Origin of the sequence: Paraburkholderia sp. BL6669N2, assembly GCF_003387275.1 — a bacterium.
Taxonomy (GTDB): Bacteria; Pseudomonadota; Gammaproteobacteria; order Burkholderiales; family Burkholderiaceae; genus Paraburkholderia.
Map to the genome: position 1 here is coordinate 499,800 of NZ_QUNA01000002.1, position 18,800 is coordinate 518,599.

At 59.8% G+C, this 18,800-nt stretch carries 11 protein-coding genes and 4 pseudogenes; 1 reads left to right on the top strand and 14 read right to left on the bottom strand.

Features of this window, described 5'->3' with window-relative positions; genetic code table 11:
• Positions 1-195 precede the first annotated feature (195 nt).
• Positions 196-3,429 carry an efflux RND transporter permease subunit gene (locus B0G80_RS24825; protein WP_116120436.1) on the bottom strand — a complete coding sequence of 1,078 codons (3,234 nt, stop codon included), beginning with the start codon at positions 3,427-3,429 and terminating at the stop codon, positions 196-198.
• 288 nt (positions 3,430-3,717) lie between these two features.
• On the opposite strand from B0G80_RS24825, the gene B0G80_RS24830 reads away from it, so the two are divergent.
• On the top strand, positions 3,718-4,008 hold the full coding sequence (locus B0G80_RS24830) for a DUF4148 domain-containing protein (RefSeq protein WP_116120437.1): 291 nt from the start codon (positions 3,718-3,720) through the stop codon (positions 4,006-4,008).
• 1,133 nt (positions 4,009-5,141) lie between these two features.
• On the opposite strand, the pseudogene B0G80_RS24840 reads toward B0G80_RS24830, so the two are convergent.
• From B0G80_RS24840 to B0G80_RS46045, 13 genes and pseudogenes are all read right to left on the bottom strand, one after another.
• Positions 5,142-6,149, bottom strand: a pseudogene (locus B0G80_RS24840) (IS91 family transposase); the annotation flags it as partial.
• A 93-nt stretch (positions 6,150-6,242) separates the two neighbouring features.
• On the bottom strand, positions 6,243-7,232 hold the full coding sequence (locus tag B0G80_RS24845) for a tyrosine-type recombinase/integrase (protein ID WP_116120080.1): 990 nt from the start codon (positions 7,230-7,232) through the stop codon (positions 6,243-6,245).
• The gene (locus tag B0G80_RS24850; protein ID WP_116120079.1) at positions 7,229-8,137 is read right to left on the bottom strand and encodes a tyrosine-type recombinase/integrase; all 909 of its coding nucleotides are present in this window, start codon (positions 8,135-8,137) and stop codon (positions 7,229-7,231) included. Before B0G80_RS24850 ends, B0G80_RS24845 begins: the two co-directional genes overlap by 4 nt.
• Positions 8,134-9,381 carry a tyrosine-type recombinase/integrase gene (locus B0G80_RS24855; protein WP_220377483.1) on the bottom strand — a complete coding sequence of 416 codons (1,248 nt, stop codon included), beginning with the start codon at positions 9,379-9,381 and terminating at the stop codon, positions 8,134-8,136. Before B0G80_RS24855 ends, B0G80_RS24850 begins: the two co-directional genes overlap by 4 nt.
• Positions 9,382-9,551: 170 nt before the next feature.
• Positions 9,552-9,731, bottom strand: a pseudogene (locus B0G80_RS24860) (transposase zinc-binding domain-containing protein); the annotation flags it as partial.
• Positions 9,732-9,746: 15 nt separating this feature from the next.
• Positions 9,747-10,622: a site-specific integrase gene (locus B0G80_RS24865; RefSeq protein ID WP_116120439.1), complete on the bottom strand. Its 876-nt coding sequence runs from the start codon at positions 10,620-10,622 to the stop codon at positions 9,747-9,749.
• A 372-nt stretch (positions 10,623-10,994) separates the two neighbouring features.
• Positions 10,995-12,440, bottom strand: a complete 1,446-nt coding sequence (locus B0G80_RS24870; RefSeq protein WP_116120441.1) for an IS1182 family transposase — start codon at positions 12,438-12,440, stop codon at positions 10,995-10,997.
• 467 nt (positions 12,441-12,907) lie between these two features.
• Complete coding sequence (locus tag B0G80_RS24875) at positions 12,908-13,858, bottom strand: aldo/keto reductase (protein ID WP_116120443.1); 951 nt, start codon at positions 13,856-13,858, stop codon at positions 12,908-12,910.
• Positions 13,859-13,910: 52 nt separating this feature from the next.
• Positions 13,911-14,966 carry an alpha/beta hydrolase gene (locus B0G80_RS24880; protein WP_116120445.1) on the bottom strand — a complete coding sequence of 352 codons (1,056 nt, stop codon included), beginning with the start codon at positions 14,964-14,966 and terminating at the stop codon, positions 13,911-13,913.
• Positions 14,967-14,988: 22 nt separating this feature from the next.
• The gene (locus B0G80_RS24885; protein ID WP_258879020.1) at positions 14,989-15,183 is read right to left on the bottom strand and encodes a hypothetical protein; all 195 of its coding nucleotides are present in this window, start codon (positions 15,181-15,183) and stop codon (positions 14,989-14,991) included.
• An 874-nt stretch (positions 15,184-16,057) separates the two neighbouring features.
• A pseudogene (locus B0G80_RS24890) lies at positions 16,058-16,395 on the bottom strand (ATP-grasp fold amidoligase family protein); the annotation flags it as partial.
• Positions 16,396-17,681, bottom strand: a pseudogene (locus tag B0G80_RS24895) (IS3 family transposase).
• Positions 17,682-17,835: 154 nt separating this feature from the next.
• Positions 17,836-17,976, bottom strand: coding sequence for a hypothetical protein (locus B0G80_RS46045; RefSeq protein ID WP_164853881.1), 141 nt, complete (start codon positions 17,974-17,976; stop codon positions 17,836-17,838).
• Positions 17,977-18,800: the final 824 nt, after the last annotated feature.

Consider the following 18,800-nt stretch of genomic DNA (forward strand, 5'->3'; position numbering starts at 1 on the left):
GCGGCGGTGGGGTGCGAGTATTCGTTGCCGCTCGCGCGCTGAGCGGACGGAGCCGCTTGAACGGTCTCAGTGGCATGCGCGGTATCGGTGGCTCGAGCAGCTTCTGCGGCTCGATCAACCTCAACAGCCGGTTCAGACCTGTCGCCGAGGTCCGGCGGAAGTGATGGATTGTTCATGAGCTAGTTCTCGTCGGAGTCAAAGTGTGCGGGCGGAAACGCGGGATTCTTCCGCGGCGGTGCGAGCGGCGCGTCGTTTATCGAGCCACGCATGCACCATCCCGTAGACGACCGGAACAAACAGCAAGGTGGACATCGTGCCAAGCGCAAGGCCGCCGATCACCGCGCGGCCAAGCGGCGCGTTCTGTTCGCCACCGTCGCCGAGGCCGAGCGCCATCGGCAGCATGCCGATAAGCATGGCGAGCGCGGTCATCAGCACCGGACGGAAACGGCTGAAGCCTGCCTCGAGCGCGGCCTGCAGCGGCGGCTTGCCACCGTGATGGAATTCGCGCGCGGTGTTGATCACGAGGATGCTGTTAGCCGTGGCAATGCCGATACACAGAATGGTGCCGGTCAGTGCCGGCACGCTCACGGTCGTGCCTGTGCTGAACAGCATCCACGCGATGCCCGCGAGCGAACCCGGCAAGCCGCTGATGATGATGAACGGATCGAGCCACGACTGAAAATTGACGACCATCAGCAGATAGACGAGGGCGATCGCGAACACGAGACCGCTTGCGAGGCCACTGAACGAGTCGTGCATCGCCTGCACCTGGCCGCGCACCACAATCGAGGCGCCCGGCGGTAATTGCGGCCGGATCTGATCGACGAGGCGGTTCACATCTGTCGCCACACCGCCGAGATCACGACCTTGCGCGGATGCAAAAATATCGAGCACCGGCTGCACGTTGTAGTGCGAGACGACGGCTTGCTGGGTGGCGCGTGTCAGCGTGCTCATTGCGCCGAGCAGGTTCTGCGGAGCGGGCCCGTTGCCGCTTACCGCAGCGGATGCCGCCACCGTGCCACCCTTCTGCGCGACTGGAATATTGGCCAGCGCCTGCAGTGAGTTGATGTCGTACTGCGGCATCATCGCCATCAGCGGATAGCTGACACCGTTGTGCGGATCGAGCCAGAAATTCGGCGTGGTCTGCGAGCTGCCTGAGAGGGCGATCAGCAGGTTCTGCGACACGTCACGTTGCAACAGGCCGGCCTGAATTGCTCGCGTACGGTCGACATTCACGTTGATCGCGGGTTCGTCGCCCGGTTGCTGGATGCGTGCATCGACGAGGCCGCGTACACCGCGCAGTTGAGCAAGCAAACGGTTCGCCACGACGCGATTGGCGTCGAGCTTGTTGCCGACGATCTGGATATCGATTGGCGCAGGCAAGCCAAAGTTGAGAATCTGACTGACGATATCGGCGGGCAGGAAGGCGAACGTAACGCCGGGGAAATCCTTGAAGAGCATGGTGCGCAGCGTCGCCACATAGGCAGCGGTGGGCTTGTGTCCGGCTGCGAGTGTGATCATCACGTCGGCGTCTTCGGGGCCGATCGGGTCGGAGGAATCGTAGGTCAGGTTGATACCGCTCACCGGCACGCCGATGTTGTCGAGCATGGCCGCGAGTTCCGGCTTCGGGATCACGCTGCGCATACGGGCCTCGACTTCATCGGTGATGCGCGCGGTGTCTTCGATACGCGTGCCAGTTGGCGCACGCAGGTGCAGGCGGATTTCCCCTGTATCGACAGCGGGGAAGAAATCGCGGCCGGAGAATGGCACCAGGACGAGCGAGCCGATACACAGCAGCAGAAAGATCGCAATGAAACGGCGCGGGCTAGCGATAGCCGACGCAAGCACGCCGCGATAGCGTTCGCGCAACATCTCGAAGCGATGTTCGAAGGCTGCCTGGAAGCGGATCAGGCGCGCAATCGGTCCGTTGCCCGTGACAGGCGCGTTACTGCGCGCACGCATCAGATACATCGCGAGGGTCGGCACCAGCGTACGCGAGAAGAAATACGATGCGATCATCGCGAACACCACCGCCTCGGCGAGCGGCACGAACAGATAGCGCGCCACGCCGGAGAGTAGAAACATCGGCACGAACACGATGCAGATGGATAGTGTCGAGACGAACGTCGGCACCGCGATTTCGCCCGAGCCGTTCAGAATCGCGTCGTGCAGCGGCTCGCCGTTCTCCAGATGGTGCGTAATGTTCTCGATCGCGACGGTGGCGTCGTCGACCAGAATACCCACCGCTAGAGCGAGCCCGCCAAGCGTCATGATGTTGATGGTCTGGCCGAGCGCGGAAAGTGCGATCAGTGAGGTGAGCACCGCGAGCGGAATCGACACTGCGATGATCAATGTGGCGCGCCAGCTACCGAGAAACAGCAGGATCATCACCGCGGTCAAGGCCGCGGCGATCACGGCCTCGCGCGCTACACCCACTACGGCAGACTTCACGAACACCGATTGATCGGACAGCGCGGTGATATGCAGCGCGCTCGGCAAACCCGCCGCGATATGCGGCAGCATCGCCTTGACCTCCTGGATGATGGTCAAGGTGGACGTGCTGCCGGATTTTTCGATGGTGAGGAGCGCCGCGCGTTTGCCGTCGCTGCGCACGATGTTGGTTTGCGGCGCATAGCCGTCGCGCACATGGGCAACGTCGCGCACATATACCACGCCGCCGGCTACCGTCTTGATCGGCAGGTCGTTCAGCGCGGCCACCGTGTCAGTGCTGCCATTCATCTGCACGTTGTATTCCTTCGTGCCGATTTTGGCGGTGCCGCCCGGAAGAATCAGGTTCTCTGCGTTGACGGCGTTGACCACGTCGAGTGGTGACAGGCCTTTTGCCTGCAGCGCGTGCGGATCGATATCGACCATGATCTGCCGCACCTTGCCGCCGAACGGCAGCGGCACCGACGCGCCTTGCACCGTCGCCAGTTGCGTGCGGATCTGGCTGTTGCCGATATCATAGAGCTGCTGTTCGGACAGCGTGTCGCTGGAGAGCCCGAGTTGCAGGATTGGCACCGTCGACGCGTTGTACGTGATGATGTTCGGCGGCAACGTGCCGGGCGGCAGTACACGCAGGATCGAAGCCGAATTGGAGGCCGCCTCGGCAATCGCGCGATTGATGTCAGCGCCCGGGTGAAAAAAGATTTTCACTACCGAGACGCCGTTCAGCGATTGCGACTCGATATGCTCGATATCGTCGACGTCGGAGGTCAGCGCGCGCTCGTAGTTCGACGTGATGCGGTTGGCCATGTCCTGTGCGGAAAAGCCGTTATACGTCCAGACGATGCTGACCACCGGGATGTCGATGTTCGGAAAGATATCGGTGGGTGTACGCAGTATCGCGAGCGGGCCGACGATAAAAATCAACACCGCAAGAACCACGAATGTATATGGGCGGCGCAGCGCGAGCTTGACGATCCACATGACGGTTTCCTGAAAAGAGGCAGAGGGAAGCGCACGGTTTGTTTCAACGCCTGGCGGCGCGGGACGCGGCTTCTTCGTGAGTCAGGAGTGTGTGGGGGTGGAGCTTACCGGCGGTGGTCGGATAGATTACCGTTCTGTTATCTGGAGTTTGGTTTTCTGCTCTGATTCAGGCGCGGTGCGTAGATAACAAAACGGTAATCCGAAGGTCAGTGCTCCGACAGCTGAAATGACAAGAATGGGAAGCGTGGTTCAGGCCACTCATTTCTTGCACATATTCGGAGAGACATCATGAAACGTTTTACCGCTTTGGCTGTTGCTGTTGCCGCGCTTGGTTTGTCGATTGGGTCGACTGCTTTTGCTCAGTCTAATTCGCCGGGGTTGACGCGGGCTGAAGTGCTGGCCCAGTTGCAGCAGGCCCAGGCTGAAGGACTCGTGCCGGCGCCTAAGGATGACTATCCGCCTGGTGAGGCGACGATTGCCCGGAATCGGGAAATTTATGCTATTCAGCATCCGGGGGAAGCAGCGGCTGTGAAGACGGCCGGAGCGGGTGGTGTGGGTGCTGCTGCGGCTTCCAATTGAGGCTGGGTTTGCTCGCCTGCGGAGTTGACTCTTCCTTGTTGTTCGCCTGCTGCTTTGGTCTTTCCTTGATTTCTTATTGGTTTATTAGCGTTGCCCCTGTGCGGGGCAACGCTCTCGACTTAAGCCTCACAGCATGAAGCGAGTTTGTACGCGAGCTGGAAGTGGGGCTTAGCTTTTCTGGGTGGCCTTGGATAGGAGCGCGAGGCTGGATCCGGCGTCGAGTCCGGTGGATCATTTCCAGCACACCGGCGAGGCCGTCCAGACAGCGCTGGATGCACCGAGGATGGGCTTGAGTGCGGCCAGTGCGCACATCCGGTTAGTACCTGAATCGGTGGTTGGTGTCGCGTGATCTGGGCGATGCCGATATCGCCGCAACGATGGAGTACTATCGCACTATCGAAGGTCGAGTGAGCTCGTTGTTTGAATGATGAGCTGCACCGGTGGAATCAAACCCTAGCTAGGCTTGAAACCAGTCACAAGACTATCCTCGACTTTAAGAGGTGATAGGTGTCCGGAGATTCAGAGGGTTGTTCCACCTCGTTCATCCCCCGATTCGTTTGCACTTGACATAAAAGAAATTGCCACCGGTTTTATGTAGGAATACTTAGCATTGATGCGGATGTTTTCTAAACCTGCGTCCCATCCGAACCATACGAGTCAGCACGTGGGGAGACGCCGCGGAGTTGCCCGGGGTGTAGCGGTGATAACTCGCGTTATCACGGCAAAGTCTTGGGGTGCTCGCTGCATGCGGAAGAGGGAAGGGCGGCGGTCGGCAAATCTTGAGGTTTGTTCGACGTCTGCCCATTTCCGTGGGCTGGTGGGGCTTGCGCCGGCATGTGCGGGCAGGCGTTGAATAAACCTGAAGGGAGGAAACCGCGGAGTGCACCGATGCAGTGGAAGCGTCGATGACTATGGCGATTGATGGGTCAGGAGGGACTGCGGTATTGCAGGACATGCGGCCGGGCGTGATGCCGGCTGGGCGGTGAGGCCACGGCGAAGCGATGCAATCGCGCCATTGTGATGGTGAAGCGGTCGTGCGAGGCCCTGCGCACGGAGACCGGCGCAAGCGTCCGCTCGTGGGCCGCGTTGCCGCAGAGCCGACAGTGTGGTTGTTCGTCCTGGAACAGTTGCGCTCACGTCTCGCCCCCGAGCGTGGGTGGTGCGCGAATCGGTGCGGTGCGCGCAAGGATATCGATGACGATCATCGGCGCGCCGCAGTGCCGGCAGACGAAGGCTGGTCGCGTTTCGATGACGGGGTCTTCGGGTGATGCGTTGGCCTGTGCCGTGACGTGCAGCAGTTCACGCACCTTCGCGAGATTGGCGCGGCGTACCGGATTCGCCAGCAGTCCATAGTGGCGGAGGCGATGGAAGCCCACGGGAAGCACATGCAGCAGGAAGCGGCGCATGAACTCGCCAGCCTCCAGCGTCATGCTCTTGTAGCGGGTGCGCCCCTTCTCACGATAGTCCTTCCAGCGGAAGGTCACGCCGCGTTCATCGAACGCGAGCAGGCGCTGGCTGGAGATGGCCACACGGTGTGTATAGCGTGAGAGATACGCGAGTACCGCTTCGGGTCCCGCAAAGGGACGCTTGGCATACACGACCCATTCGCAGGTGCGCAGCGGCGCAAGCCACCGGGCAAAGACCGCCGGGTCGGCGAGTCCGGCATACTCCCCAAAGAACTGCAACCGGTCACACCGGTGTGCCTGCTCAAGTGCCTCGAGGAAGCGCCTGCGGAACAGGCGTGAGAGCACGCGCACCGGCAGGAAGAAGCCAGGCCGGCAGGCAATCCACCGCTCACCATCGGGCGACAGGCCACCACCGGGGACGATACCGTGTACGTGCGGATGATGCGTGAGCGCCGAGCCCCAGGTGTGCAGCACCAATGTGGCGCCAATCTGCGCGCCAAGATGTCTGGGATCCGCGGCGATGGTACGCAGCGTATCGGCAGCAATGTCGAACAGCAGTCCGTAGATAACCGCCTTGTTGTACCAGGCGATTGCGCCAATCGGCGCGGGTAGCGTGAAGACGACGTGGTAATACCCGACCGGCAGCAGGTCGGCCTGACGTGCCTCGAGCCAGCGGCGTGCGGCACTCCCCTGACACCTGGGGCAATGGCGGTTGCGGCAGGTAATGGAGTTCACTCCATTACGTGCCTTATGGGAAGTGTTTTGCTATGGGGAGAAGGCACCCCCTGAGCGAGCACGGAGTGAACTCCGCGCCCGTTCAGCTCTCCATTAAAGCTTGGCCCTGAGCATGGCGATTACCTTATCGGACGGCCGGAACGAACCCCTGCGCAAATGCGGTGGGACGATCGCGTTGAGGGCTTCGAGCTTCTCAGTTGGATCAGCGCGAGTGTAGATTTCAGTGGTCGCCAGATCGCTGTGCCCGAGCCACAGGGAAACCTTTCGGATGTCCTGAGTGCTTCGCAGTACTATCATTGCACAGGTGTGCCTCAAGACGTGCGGTGATACCTGCTTCTTCGACAGCGAGGGGCACTTATGACTAGCCGTCGCAGTGTGGCATTTAAGGACATACGCGAAACCCCAACGGCTCATCGCTTCGCCCCGTGCATTAACGAACAATTCCGGTACTGCGACACTTCCCCGTATCACCATCCAGGCACGCAACGCGTTAGCGGTCGTTTTCCACAGGGGCAAGGCGCGCTCCCGCCGGCCCTTGCCGTGAACACGGATGCTCAACGACGGGAGGACAACATCGGCGGTATGCAATCCCGTCAGCTCCGATACACGCAGGCCGCCGCAGATGGCCAGATGCAGCATCGCCCGGTCCCGAATACCCTCGCGCGTTGACGGATCTGGCGCATCGAGCAGAGCCCGAACCTCATCCTCGAGCAGATATGGCACCAGACGGGAATCGGTTTTCTTATAGGGAATGCCCAGGATTCGTCGCGCTTGCTCAAGAATCGCGGGCTCGCGATACTCAAGGAAGTGGAAGAATGACCTGATTGCAGCCAGCCGGACATTACGCGTCTCAGGCGAATTGTGGCGCGCATCTTCGAGATATTCCAGGAAGTCGCTGATCAGCCTCGCATCGAGCTGCTCCAGTGCTAGCGACGAGGGCGTCACCTTGAGTCGCCTGGCGGCGAACTCGAACAGAAGCTGGAAGGTGCAAGCATAGGAGTCGCAGGTGTGTTGGCTGGCGCCTCTCTCATGGGCAAGGTTTTGACGAAGGAATGCAACAATGTGCGGCGCGATCGGCATCATTTCTGTTCTCCGGTGAGAAACCCCTCTGCGGCGACAGCAATGTCGCGCAGGAGCGCGGGCGTGGCCTCGAGATACCAATAGGTGGCGTTGATGTTGACGTGTCCCATGTAGGTCGCAAGGGCCAACATGTGCCGCCCGACCCGGTCTCGGCCTTCCGGGCTTGCCTCCAGTGCCCTGACGGCGAACGTGTGTCTGAGCTCATGCAAGCGGGGACGGTGGCCGTTGTGGGTGGTGCCGATGCCGGCAAACTTCAGCAGCTTCTGGAACATCCAGTAAGTAACCGTGTATCTGAGCGCGTGACCGTCGTCATCAACGAACACATGGTCGTCACCCGGGCAGGCTCGTCGCCGCAGTGCTAAATACCTCTGCAAACCCGCCACCGCTGTCTCGTGCAGTGGAACTAGACGGGTCTTCTGGAATTTGCTCTTTCGAATCAGCAGTCCTTCGGAAGTCATGTCGGCAAGGCGCAGGTTCAGGGCCTCCGAGATCCGCATGCCCGTGGCTAGCAGCAGGGCAATTAATGTCGCATACGTTTGTGGTTGCAACGTGCCCCGAGGGCCCGATTGCAAGGCTGTGTTTATCAAGCGCTCAATGTCAGCGCAGGTGTAGATGAACGGAACGCGACGCGTCTTTCGGTAACCAAAGTGGCGGGCGGGTGGTAGTTCATGGTTTTGATCCTCCATACGCATGTACCGGGCGAACCGACACACGGTCTTTAGCCTTGCGTCACGCTGGGCCACCGACGCAGCCTCGCCGGCCCAGTCGATTGCTGTCTGCGTGCAAACGTGCATTTCACCGCGTTTGACAGCAAAGCACGCGAAACTGCGCAACAGGTAGTCTGCGTTCAGCAGTTTGAATCCGGCGGCACGCCGCGCGGCAAGATAGGACTCCACGGCCGGCATCATTTCGCCACCTCCGGCCATGGCCGAGCGATTTGGCTGAGCAGCGCTACGTCGACCTTGGCGTAATACGCCGTGGTATCAATGCCGCGATGCCTCAGGATCAGGCCAACCTGGTCGAGGGGAAGCCCGTGGCGCAACATCTCAGTCGCCGCCGTGTGGCGCAGCAGATGTGCACCTTTGGCGGGCGAACTCACCCCGGCCCGTTTTAGTGCGCGCTTCACTATCGAAGATATGCCGTCGCTTGAGATATGCGGCTTGACGGGTGCGATGTTTCTAACAAAGACATGGTCGCTGCCGGCAACCCGAGGTCGCGATTCGAGATACCGCAGAAGTGCCTCGCCAGCATCCTGCGGCAGCGGAAGGCGAACTTCATAGCGCCCCTTTCCCAAGACACGTAGCGTCCCGGAGTCCCACTCCATACCGCTCAAGCGAAGGTTCGCCAGGTCACCTGCGCGAACCCCAAGTCGCACAAGCAGGAGGACGATCGCACGATCGCGAAGACGCCTGCGTGAATCGTCATCGCATGCGGCGATCAGGCGGTCAACTTCGTCAGCGCTCAGACACCTTGGCAGTGACGCCAGGCGCCAATGCGCCAGCGACGGAACCGCCTGATCGAGACCCGGCCGACACAGATCGTGAACCCCGAGGTAGCGTAAGAAGGCTCGCGCGCTAGTGACCCGCTTTTCAGCGGTACCAGCACCACAACTGCAGGCACTGTTCAGCAGGAACGTACGTATCTGCTTCGGATCCCACTGGCTGGCGTCATCGCCAAGCACTTTCAGCATCACTGCGGCATCACGACAGTAGAGCCGAATGGTTGGATCCTTCGCACCCCGGTGCTTTTGCAACCATCGCCGGAAACCACCTACGATTGCCGGTTCCCGAATCTCTGCAATCGAAGGCTTGTCGTCCGGGCAGACGCCGATCTCGATCAGGTATTCGCGAAAGCGTTTGGCGCCGAAATAGACGTGGTGGCCGGTCCTGCCACCTTTTACTTCCGGGCAAGTGCAAGTTGGCAGATGACGAAAGAAGGTTTCCGGGGTTTGTGGACCAGTATCGGCCAGGGTACCGCCGTGTGCCAGCATGAAGCGACCAAGATGGTCGGCAGCTCGCAGGTAACGTATGGCACTGGCCGCGGAATATCCGTCTCGTTCAAGCGCGTCAGCAAAGTCGTCAATGAAGACTCCGCTGGGTCCCGAGCGCAGGCGTTTCAAGGTTTTGGGTGCTACCAGGTAGGTGTCCAGCATCACATCCTCCTATGAGGGTTGCCTGGGAAGGCCCAACCACCATAGCAAAGGAGGACCGCGATTTTATGGGGTGTTAAATGGCGACCGGCCAGATACAAAACCAGATACGCCCGGTAGGTTTCGCGCCGAACCTGATCTGCAACTCCCCGTTAGACAGAACTTCCCATAAGGCAGGAGTTGTACGCGATCTCGGTGCGCGCGCAGCCGGAACAGCGCAACACGTGTCCCCCCAGCGCCGCAGTGCGGCACTGTTCGATGGCCGACATCACCTTCAGCTGCCCCAGGCTCAGCGACACCGTGCGTCGCCATACCGGTCCGTGGGCGCGGAAGATGTCCGCGACCTCCAGCATTGGTACTGCGTCGCGTTACTCGGAGGGCAGACGCTCCAGTGGACTGATGACTTCGCGCAGCAGGTCGGTGGCCACCTGCACGTAAAGCGCAGTGGTCTCAATCTGCTTGTGGCCCAGCAGTACCTGGATCACGCGGATGTCGACCTTCTGTTCGAGCAGATGCGTCGCGAAACTGTGGCGCAGGGTGTGCGGGGTGACCCGCCTGTCGATCTGCGCGGCTTCGGCGGCGGCGTGAACGGCGCGATTCAGCTGTCGCGTGCTGAGCGGGTCGACGGGATCCATCCCGGGAAACAGCCACCCGCCGTCGAGCATGCTGCCCTGGGCACGGGCGACGCGCCACCAGAGCCGCAGGCGTTCGAGCAGGACCGGCGAGAGCATCGCGTAGCGGTCCTTACGGCCCTTGCCCTGCTCGATGCGCAGGGTCATGCGCTGGCTGTCAACGTCGCTGACCTTCAGCGCCACCACCTCGCTCGCGCGCAATCCGGCGCCATAGGCGACCGACAGCGCGGTCTGGTGCTTCAGGTTGCCGGCGGCTGCGATCAGCCGCCGCACCTCGTCGGGGCTGAGTACGACCGGGAGCTTGCGCGGCACACGAACCGGATGCATCCGGGCCATCAGTTCAGGCTGGCCGAGCGTCACGTCGAAGAAGAACTTCAGCGCGCTGATTGCGGCGTTGAGCGAGACCGGCGAGGTACCGTGATCAACCAGATATAGCTGGTAATTCCGGAGGTCCTCGACAGTCGCAGTATCGGGTGAACGCTCGAGAAACCTGGCAAACTGGCGTACGGCGCGCAGATACCCGGACTGGGTCTTGGGCGCGAACTTGCGCATGCGCATGTCATCAACCATGCGCCGGCGTAGCGGGCTGACGCCCGGATCGGAAGAGGTCATGATGGGGCTCCTGCTGGAGGACGAGGCGGATTGCCTCAGTCACCAACATAAGCACTGGCGCCACAGACCTTTCATTCGCCGCCAGAGGCCGGACAGTGCCCCATACCGCGCGAGCGGTTTAGTCCCTTCGGCCGAAGCCGTCATTCGAGCATCGGCATCTGTCAGGCTGGTACCTGCCGCTTTCCCGACATTCGCGGGTGGGCGGACGCGAATGACAGGTCTGGCGAGTGCCGAATGCGTACTCTCGACCCAGCTTGTGTGGAAACTGGTTTTTCGCGGCTATGCGAGCGATTGCCGATCAGGTCAATCTCGTTCGGCCCGGACAGCTTGCACCGATCGACAGTCGCGTGCGCAACAAAGCCCCTCAGGGCTTTAGCTTTCGACCATCTTCATAGCCTTCAATGTTCCCTGAACGCCGAGTATGTTCATGACCCGTTTGAGGTTGTAAGCCAACACCTGAAGGCTCATCTCCGTACTCACCCGCCTGAGCGTCCTGGTCAGGAAGTGTGCGGGGCCCATCCAGTGCTTGAGCGTGCCGAAGACGTGCTCAACGGTACTTCTGCGGATGGTCATGGCGTCAGGTTTGCGGTCGAGCCGACGCTGCATCACTTCAAGCGCATTCTCGTGCTCCCATCGCCGAATTCGACGATAGTCAGACGGTGAACATCGTTCCTTGAGGTGGCAACGTGGGCACGCGCTGGGCCAGTAGACTCGCAGATTCAGGTCATGCTCGACAGTCGTGAATCGATGGATCGCCCGCTCGCCAGCAGGGCATCGATACGTGTCGCTTTTCGCTACGTAGATAAAGTCGGCCTTCGTAAACAGACCTTTTTTCCGGGATGCCGATGTGAGCGGTTTGGGAACATACGCGCTGATGCCATTCAGATCGCATGCCCTTATCTCCGGCCCGCTGAAGTAACCGCGGTCCGCAACAACCTTCAGCTTCCATCTGCCCATCGCGCGCTTCGCGGATACCGCCATTTTGCTGAGTTGTCCATGATCGTTGCCGACATTCGTTACTTCGTGTTCAACGATCAGATGATGTTTCGTATCAACTGCTGCCTGGACGTTGTAGCCCACTATGCCAGAGCCTCTTCCACTCGTTGCCATCGAGCGTGCGTCCGGATCCGTCAGCGACAACTGCTTGTCCGGCTGCTCTTCCAGTCGCTTGCCGATCTGCTTGAGCTCACGCATCTGCTGGCGCAGCACGGCAATCTTCTCGTAGAGCCTGACCGTCTTTACATCGAACCCGGTAGGACTGGTGCGGTCTGCACTTTCAATCAGATCGAGATATCGCTGCACGCTTTCCTCGATCTGCCTCTGACGCTTGTCGATCTTGCTTGCCGTGTAGTTCCTGTCGCGGGTGTTTGATGCCTTGAACTTGCTGCCGTCGATAGCCACCATGTCACTGGATAGCAGCTTGAGCCCGCGACACAGTTCGACGAAACGCCGGCATACGTTGCGGATCGCCACGCCGCTGTCACGGCGGAAGTCCGCGATCGTCTTGAAGTCCGGAGCGAGCCGTCCTGTCAGCCACATCAGTTCAACATTGCGTCGGCATTCGCGCTCGAGTCTCCGGCTCGACGGTATCCGGTTCAGATAGCCGTAGATGTATATCTTCAGCATCACGCCAGGATGGTAAGACGGCCGGCCGGTGAGCGCCGGTGTAGTACCGTTGAAACCGAGCTCTGCGAGATCAAGTTCGTCGACGAAGGCATCGATTACTCTCACCGGATTGTCCTGCCCGACGTAGTCATCGACACATTCGGGAAGTAGTGCGACCTGCCTGCGGTCATCGCCTTCAACGAATCGCTTCATGAGTCACCCGGTCTCAGCGCGTTGATTCAGTTTAGGCGATCAATGCGTTTTCACACAGGCTGGACCCATTCCGGACATAGAAGCCGGCATCCCCTCTACGGCAGCTTTCGGGGTGCAACAGTCGTTCGGCCATCTGGCTGACAGCGGGCAGAAACATATGCACCTGTCCCGCGAGCGCCGAGGGCGTGCTTCTGCTAGTCGGAGTTGCGACCTCGCGTCTGAGTCGCGTGCATGTCCCGCCCGCGCTTTCGGTCTGGATTCCGCCGCAGGCTATGCCTTATGCGGACTGGCACTTTCCACTCGCCGTCGGTATATCGGTAGCACGCTGTTGACGGCCAGCTTTCTGTCTTTCCACAAACTCGCCGGAACTCAACTGCGAATGCCGGGATAGCTGGCCTGGGATCTCGCATAAAGTGCCTGTTATCCAGTCAGTTCGCGCGAGCCCCCAGCCATCGGACACTACCCGGTTATTGCGCCGGTGCGCTGGCTTCGTCGAGCAGCTTCATGTCTTCGGAAGAAAGCTGCAAGTGAGTTGCTGCAGCCAACCCTTCCAGTTGCTCCACCGACGTCGCACTGGCAATCGGCGCCGTCACGCTCGGCCGCGCGATGATCCAGGCGAGCGCCACCGTTGCAGGTGTCGTGTCGTTGCGCTTCGCGACTTCAACAAGAGCATCGACGATCCGCAACCCGCGGTCGTTGAAATACTTGTCCACGAGCGCGCTGCGCGCACCCTTCGCCGCGTCGGCCTTCGAACGGTATTTTCCGCTCAGGAAACCGCTCGCCAGGCTGAAGAAAGTAACCACCGCCAATTCGTGGGTCTGCACGACCGGCTCGAGATCGGTTTCGTAGCCGTTACGATCGTAAAGGTTGTACTCCGGCTGAAGAACCTGATACGCCGGCAACCCCGATTCCTTTGATACCTTCAGTGCTGCCTCGAGCCGCTCGCCGCTGAAGTTCGACGCTCCGATCACGCGCACTTTGCCCGCCTCGATCAGCCTCTGATATGCGCCGAGCGTCTCTTCGAACGGCGTCTTGTCGTCGTCGATGTGGGAGAAATAGACGTCGATGTAGTCGGTCTGCAACCGGCGCAGCGACTCGTTGGCGGCTGCCTCGATGTTGGCCGCTGACAGCCCCGGCCGCTTCTTCCACATGCCGACCTTGCTCGCGAGCACGATCTTGTCCCGCTTGCCGCTTTGCCTGAACCACTTGCCGATGATGGTTTCGGACTCGCCGCCCTGATTGCCCTCGGCCCAGTGCGAGTAGCTGTCGGCGGTATCAACGAAGTTCAAGCCAAGGTCGACGAAGGCGTCGAGGATGGAAAACGACGTTGGCTCATCGGCCGTCCAGCCGAAGACGTTGCCGCCAAAGACGAGGGGTGCGATTCGAAGGTTCGACGTTCCAATGGTGTATTGCTGCATTTTTTCTCTACTCCGAGACGGGGGTTGGAAACACAATTGTAAAGAAGCCGCATCAATGGCCGAGATGCCTGTCGAAAAACGCGGTGATTTCTCCGAACGCCTCCTTGGTCTCCGGCACACGGTCATCGAATTGGTATTGAGCGTGCGACATGCCGTCGAACACCTCGAGTTGCGCATCGACACCCGCTTCCCGAAGCTTCCGGTGTACACGGACCGTGTTGCTCAGCAGCAGGTCCCGTGTCCCGGTGGTCAGGATCGCCATCGGAAAGCCATGCATATCTCCGTAGACAGGTGACAGCAGCGGGTCCTTCAGATCATGACCGTGCGCATAGACAACCGCCGCGGCATCGCAGAATCCATCGCGCGAAACCAGGACGTTGTCCACCTTTTCGTTCGTGTAGAACGAATCCCCAGTCTTCGTGAGGTCCGACATGGGCGTACCGGGCGCTATCGCACCAGGCATTCGCAGCCCTTCCTGCTTCGCGCGCAGCATCAGTTCGAGTACCAGAGCACCGCCGGCCGAGGTCCCGAGAACGCCCACGTCGTTCGGATCGTTCGTCCGTAGTACCGCCTTGTACACCGTCTCGACGTCGTCGAGCGCTGCGGGAAAGTAACCTTCGGGCGGCATCCGGTAGTCAACCGAAATCACTTTGTAATGCCCAAGGCCCGCCATGATGACGGCCTCGCTCGTACCCGACTCGCCAGGGTACAGTTCGTAGCAGCCGCCATGAATGTGAATGAGCACCTTGTCGCGGTGTTCGGGCGGAATGACGGCGGGCGTCACGACGTACACTCTCACGCCGTTCATCGTCGAGGGCTGCACTGTAACGCCGAGGCGTTCACGCATGGCCGGAAGCGTTTGCATGGCCTTGGCAGCCTGCGCGTTGGCAGCGGCCCTCCATTGCTCGCCCGTAGTCCATAGGACATTCCAGGAGGGGTTCATTGGCGCCGCGATGAGCTTTTGCAATTCAGGGCTGACATCGGTCGGCACTGGCAGGGTCTTCGCGGGGACCTGCCGGGGTGCAAGCGGGCCGTCGTCGGCAAGCGCAATGCCGGAAACACTGACGAACGCAGCGCACGCGAGCACAAGCAAGCCGGTGAACTTCATTGGATGACTCCTGTTTGCTCGCCTAAACCGCAAGTTCATACACTTGGCGGCTGAGTTCGGGCGTGACGTCACCGTGTTCCCCCAATGCGGTCATGCCGTGCTCCTGCAGTTTCGCGATCAGCGTCTCGATTGAGTCGCCGCCTATGTCGTAGTCCCGCAGTCGCGTTGGGACCGTCATCCGCTCGAAGAACCCGCGCGTGGCGGCGATCGCCGTCACGCGGCACTTCAGCGTCAAGCGCGTCAATCTGGCCTTGGCCGAAAATGATCCTGGTCGGATTGTTGAAGGTGAAGTTCTGCACGAGCTTCCTTTTTGGCTGCAACGAAGTGACCGGTCGTCTTAATCGAAAGTCAAAGAACCGGACCGGGCACAGCATAGACCAGTAACGCGGACCACCCGTTAGGGTACGGGTTTAAAAGTTATATCGAACATCAAGCGCACGCAGGCCTTCAGAGGCTCAACGGAGTCTTCCAGCTTCATTCGCGGCGAGCAGCCCTGGCGCCGAAGTGATGTGCAACATTGCTTTGCTGCTTTGATGGACAGGGGTGATGTGTCGCACGAGACGGGTTCAGCGCAGACATTTCACGACCATTGACTGGCCACCCAGCCCCCTACTCAGTGACCAGGCATCCAGACGCGACGCGGCCCCCTAACTACAATCACCGGACGACGTGGCATGACGACGACCGCCATGGGAGGTCGGGGCGCTGGCGCAACCGTCACAACCGGTACGACTGCCGGTGGCACGGCTGCTGCATAACCATTTTGCACGACCACAGAGAGGGCACGAGGTGTATCGCGCGACGAGAAGAGAATGTACAGAGATCGCGACCTCAAATCTGTTGGAAAGGTGTGTCAAAAAATGTCACTTTGGCACCGGCGCGGAAATGACGATGCTTGATTGCTCGTGTAGCACTACGACACGTATGCACCCAGTTGAGACAGATCCGGTGCAAATAAGGCGATCATTTCGGTCATCGTTACGGGCTGACCGATAAGAGGGCCACCAATGAGCAAGCGCCAGAACCTGAAGGAGTGGTTTGGGCCGTCGCTTTGACGGTGACGTGATCATCCTCTACGTTCGCTGGTATCTATCAGCACCGAATCTGTCCGAGATGACGAGAATGTAGATGACCAGCCGGCCTGATTTGGCACCAAAGCACTGCAGCTTATAGTCGGGGGAACGTTGCCGCTCTCATCGAGCAGCAGTTGCTCGAAGAAGATACGCGGCTTGATGGGGCGATAGTGCTTTTCCCGACCGATTGTCGAGGAAGTCGAGGGACAACCAATGGTTCGCGAGATTCCGCAATTCCTCGAATGAGGTTCCCGTCTTGTTTCTGACCACTTTGACATAACTGCTGCCGTCATCGCCTTCATCACGAACGAGTTCAGCAACGGATCGAATACCTCTTTCGTGAAGGTCTCGGGTGATCATGCCTCGTTTCCACGGACAGCAAGTCTTGCAGCGATCAACTTGGCCTCATAGTCGACTGGAGTGGATAAGTCGATAGAGGTGTGCAGGCGTTGTCGATTGTAATAGCCCTCGATCCAGTCGACGATATCCAGACGGGCCTGAGCGCGCGTTTCGTAGCGAACCTGATAGATTCTTTCAACCTTAGGGGTGTTGAAGAAGCTTTCCATCGGCGCGTTATTCCACGCGTTAGCGCGGCGGCTCATCGAAACGTTCAACTTGAAATCGCCGACCAGTTTCCGGTACGCCCGGCTTCCATATTGGGCGGATTCAACCGGTCGTCGCAACACCTTTAATCGAGGAGGTGTTTATGGGACGACCGGTTGAATCCGCCTTGACTTCCGCGATCGGAATGTAGCAGCAGGCCCGGCGCCGGCTTGCGCTGCCAGCACGCGCTGCGCAATGCTTGGCAGACAAGTCCCGGGTTGATGCGCTCGGACATCGACCAGCCTACGATGCGCCGGCTTGAAAGGTCCAGGATGGCAGCCAAGCATAACCAGCCTTCGCCGGTTCTAATGAACGTGATGTCGCCGACCCAAGCCTGATCGGGCTGCCAGCCGTCGAAGCGACGATCAAGCAGATTGGGTGCCACCGGTAAGCAATGCGTCGAATCCGTCGTCACCCGATACGGGCGTTTATAGACCGGACGCAGTCCTAGGCGTGGCAGGCTACGGCGTTCGCGTTCGGCGCTCGCCGGCTGGCCTTGAGTTTTCAATTGCCGCACGATACGAGGACGGCCGTAGCTGCCGTGACTGGCACGATGAAGCGCCGCCACCTCCCGATCGAGCGCGGCGTTGGCTTGCGCCCGCTGACTCGGCTCACGGTTACGCCACTGACAATATCCGCTGCGCGACACCCTCAGGATGTGACATAGCCGAGTAACACTGTGCTGGTCGCGGTGCTCGTCGATCCATGTGTACTTCCCGCGACCCCTTCACGAAGTACGCCGTCGCTTTTCGAAGTATCTCGATATCAAGTTTTGCACTAGCGAGCTCTTTTCGGAGTCGGCTGTTCTCCGCCTCCAATTCGTTGACCGGGCGGGTCGATCGTGTGTTCTTCACTTCGCGGCCGTCGTCTTCGCCAATGTCCTTGGAACTGCGGCTACGTCGGCTCCAGTTGCCCAAGGTGGACCAGGCACGCCAAGCCTAGGGGCGGCTTCATGCTGTCCCACTGATTCCGCCAGCCTAATGGCCTCGACCTTGAACTCGTCCGTGTATTGCCGTTTTGGCACTAGCTTCTCTGACATTCAACCCTCCGTACAAACAGGAAATTAACAAAATTTCTGCTGTACGTGAAATCGAGGCAGGGTCAAAAGGAAAATGCGCATCTCCGGCATACGCGAGGACGTGCGTCGAGACGTCACGACGTCGCTGGCGTATGGCGGAAAGTCGGGCGGTAAATTACGAAACGAGATTCTTGAGGCGCTGCCAGAAGGCGGCGAACGTGTGTCGTTTGCGCTCGTGCAGCGCGAGCATGGCGTCGTAGTGAACCCGTGCTTCGTTAACGTGCGGCAGTTGTGAGACGAGGAGGCCGAAGTTCATGGTATTTCTCCGAGCGTTTGGCTTAACGCGTTTTGCGGAAAGCCAGCAGACAGGGAGGCCGGGCGTGCCATACGTGCGGCGACAGGCGTCTACTCGCTTTCCCCAGGTAAAGGTAAGGGTGAGTGGGGTATGGGGTAACTGTCACTGTCCGGCATGGCGGGCTCCTTTATTGGCGTATACGGCGCATATGGCATATGCAATGCACGTCGGTTACGGGCGTGTCTATCCACGCGTCTGTTCGCGCCGATGAACCGGAAAGGCGCGAACGGACGCGACCGCGAGTTGATGCTCGCATCGCTGCCACGCGAACGCACACAAGCGCGGCGTCTACATTGCGCCAATCAAGGTGCACTGAGAAAAGGACTGCGGCGCGCACCGTCTGCCTGCTGGCAGGACGGCGGCTGGGAGAAGAGAGCGCGGACGTCCTGCCGGTCAGGCAGCGAAACTTTTCGAAGGTCGACTACTGCAGGTGTCCAAGGCATTCGCCCCATTTGTGAAGACGGGCGAATTTTAGGCACTCCCGTAATCCGAAGTCAACATGATTCGCTAAGCAGAGCCAATATTCGTCGTGAGTTCGACAGACGGCGACCGATGGTTGGTCCGTACCGTGTGAAGTCTTTCAAAATGACAGGGATTGAAGAAGTTTGAAAGGACACTATCGCAATGCGAATGTGAAGCAGAATCGTCGGTCACTGATGCTGCGTGAAGATTCGGAGTGCAACATATTTAGAGAATTTTTACTTGCGGTTCTGTGTGCAGCCCCAATACAATCCGCCCGTCTTAATACTAGGAGTCCCTCGTGGACGCATGCTCCAGTAGAGGAA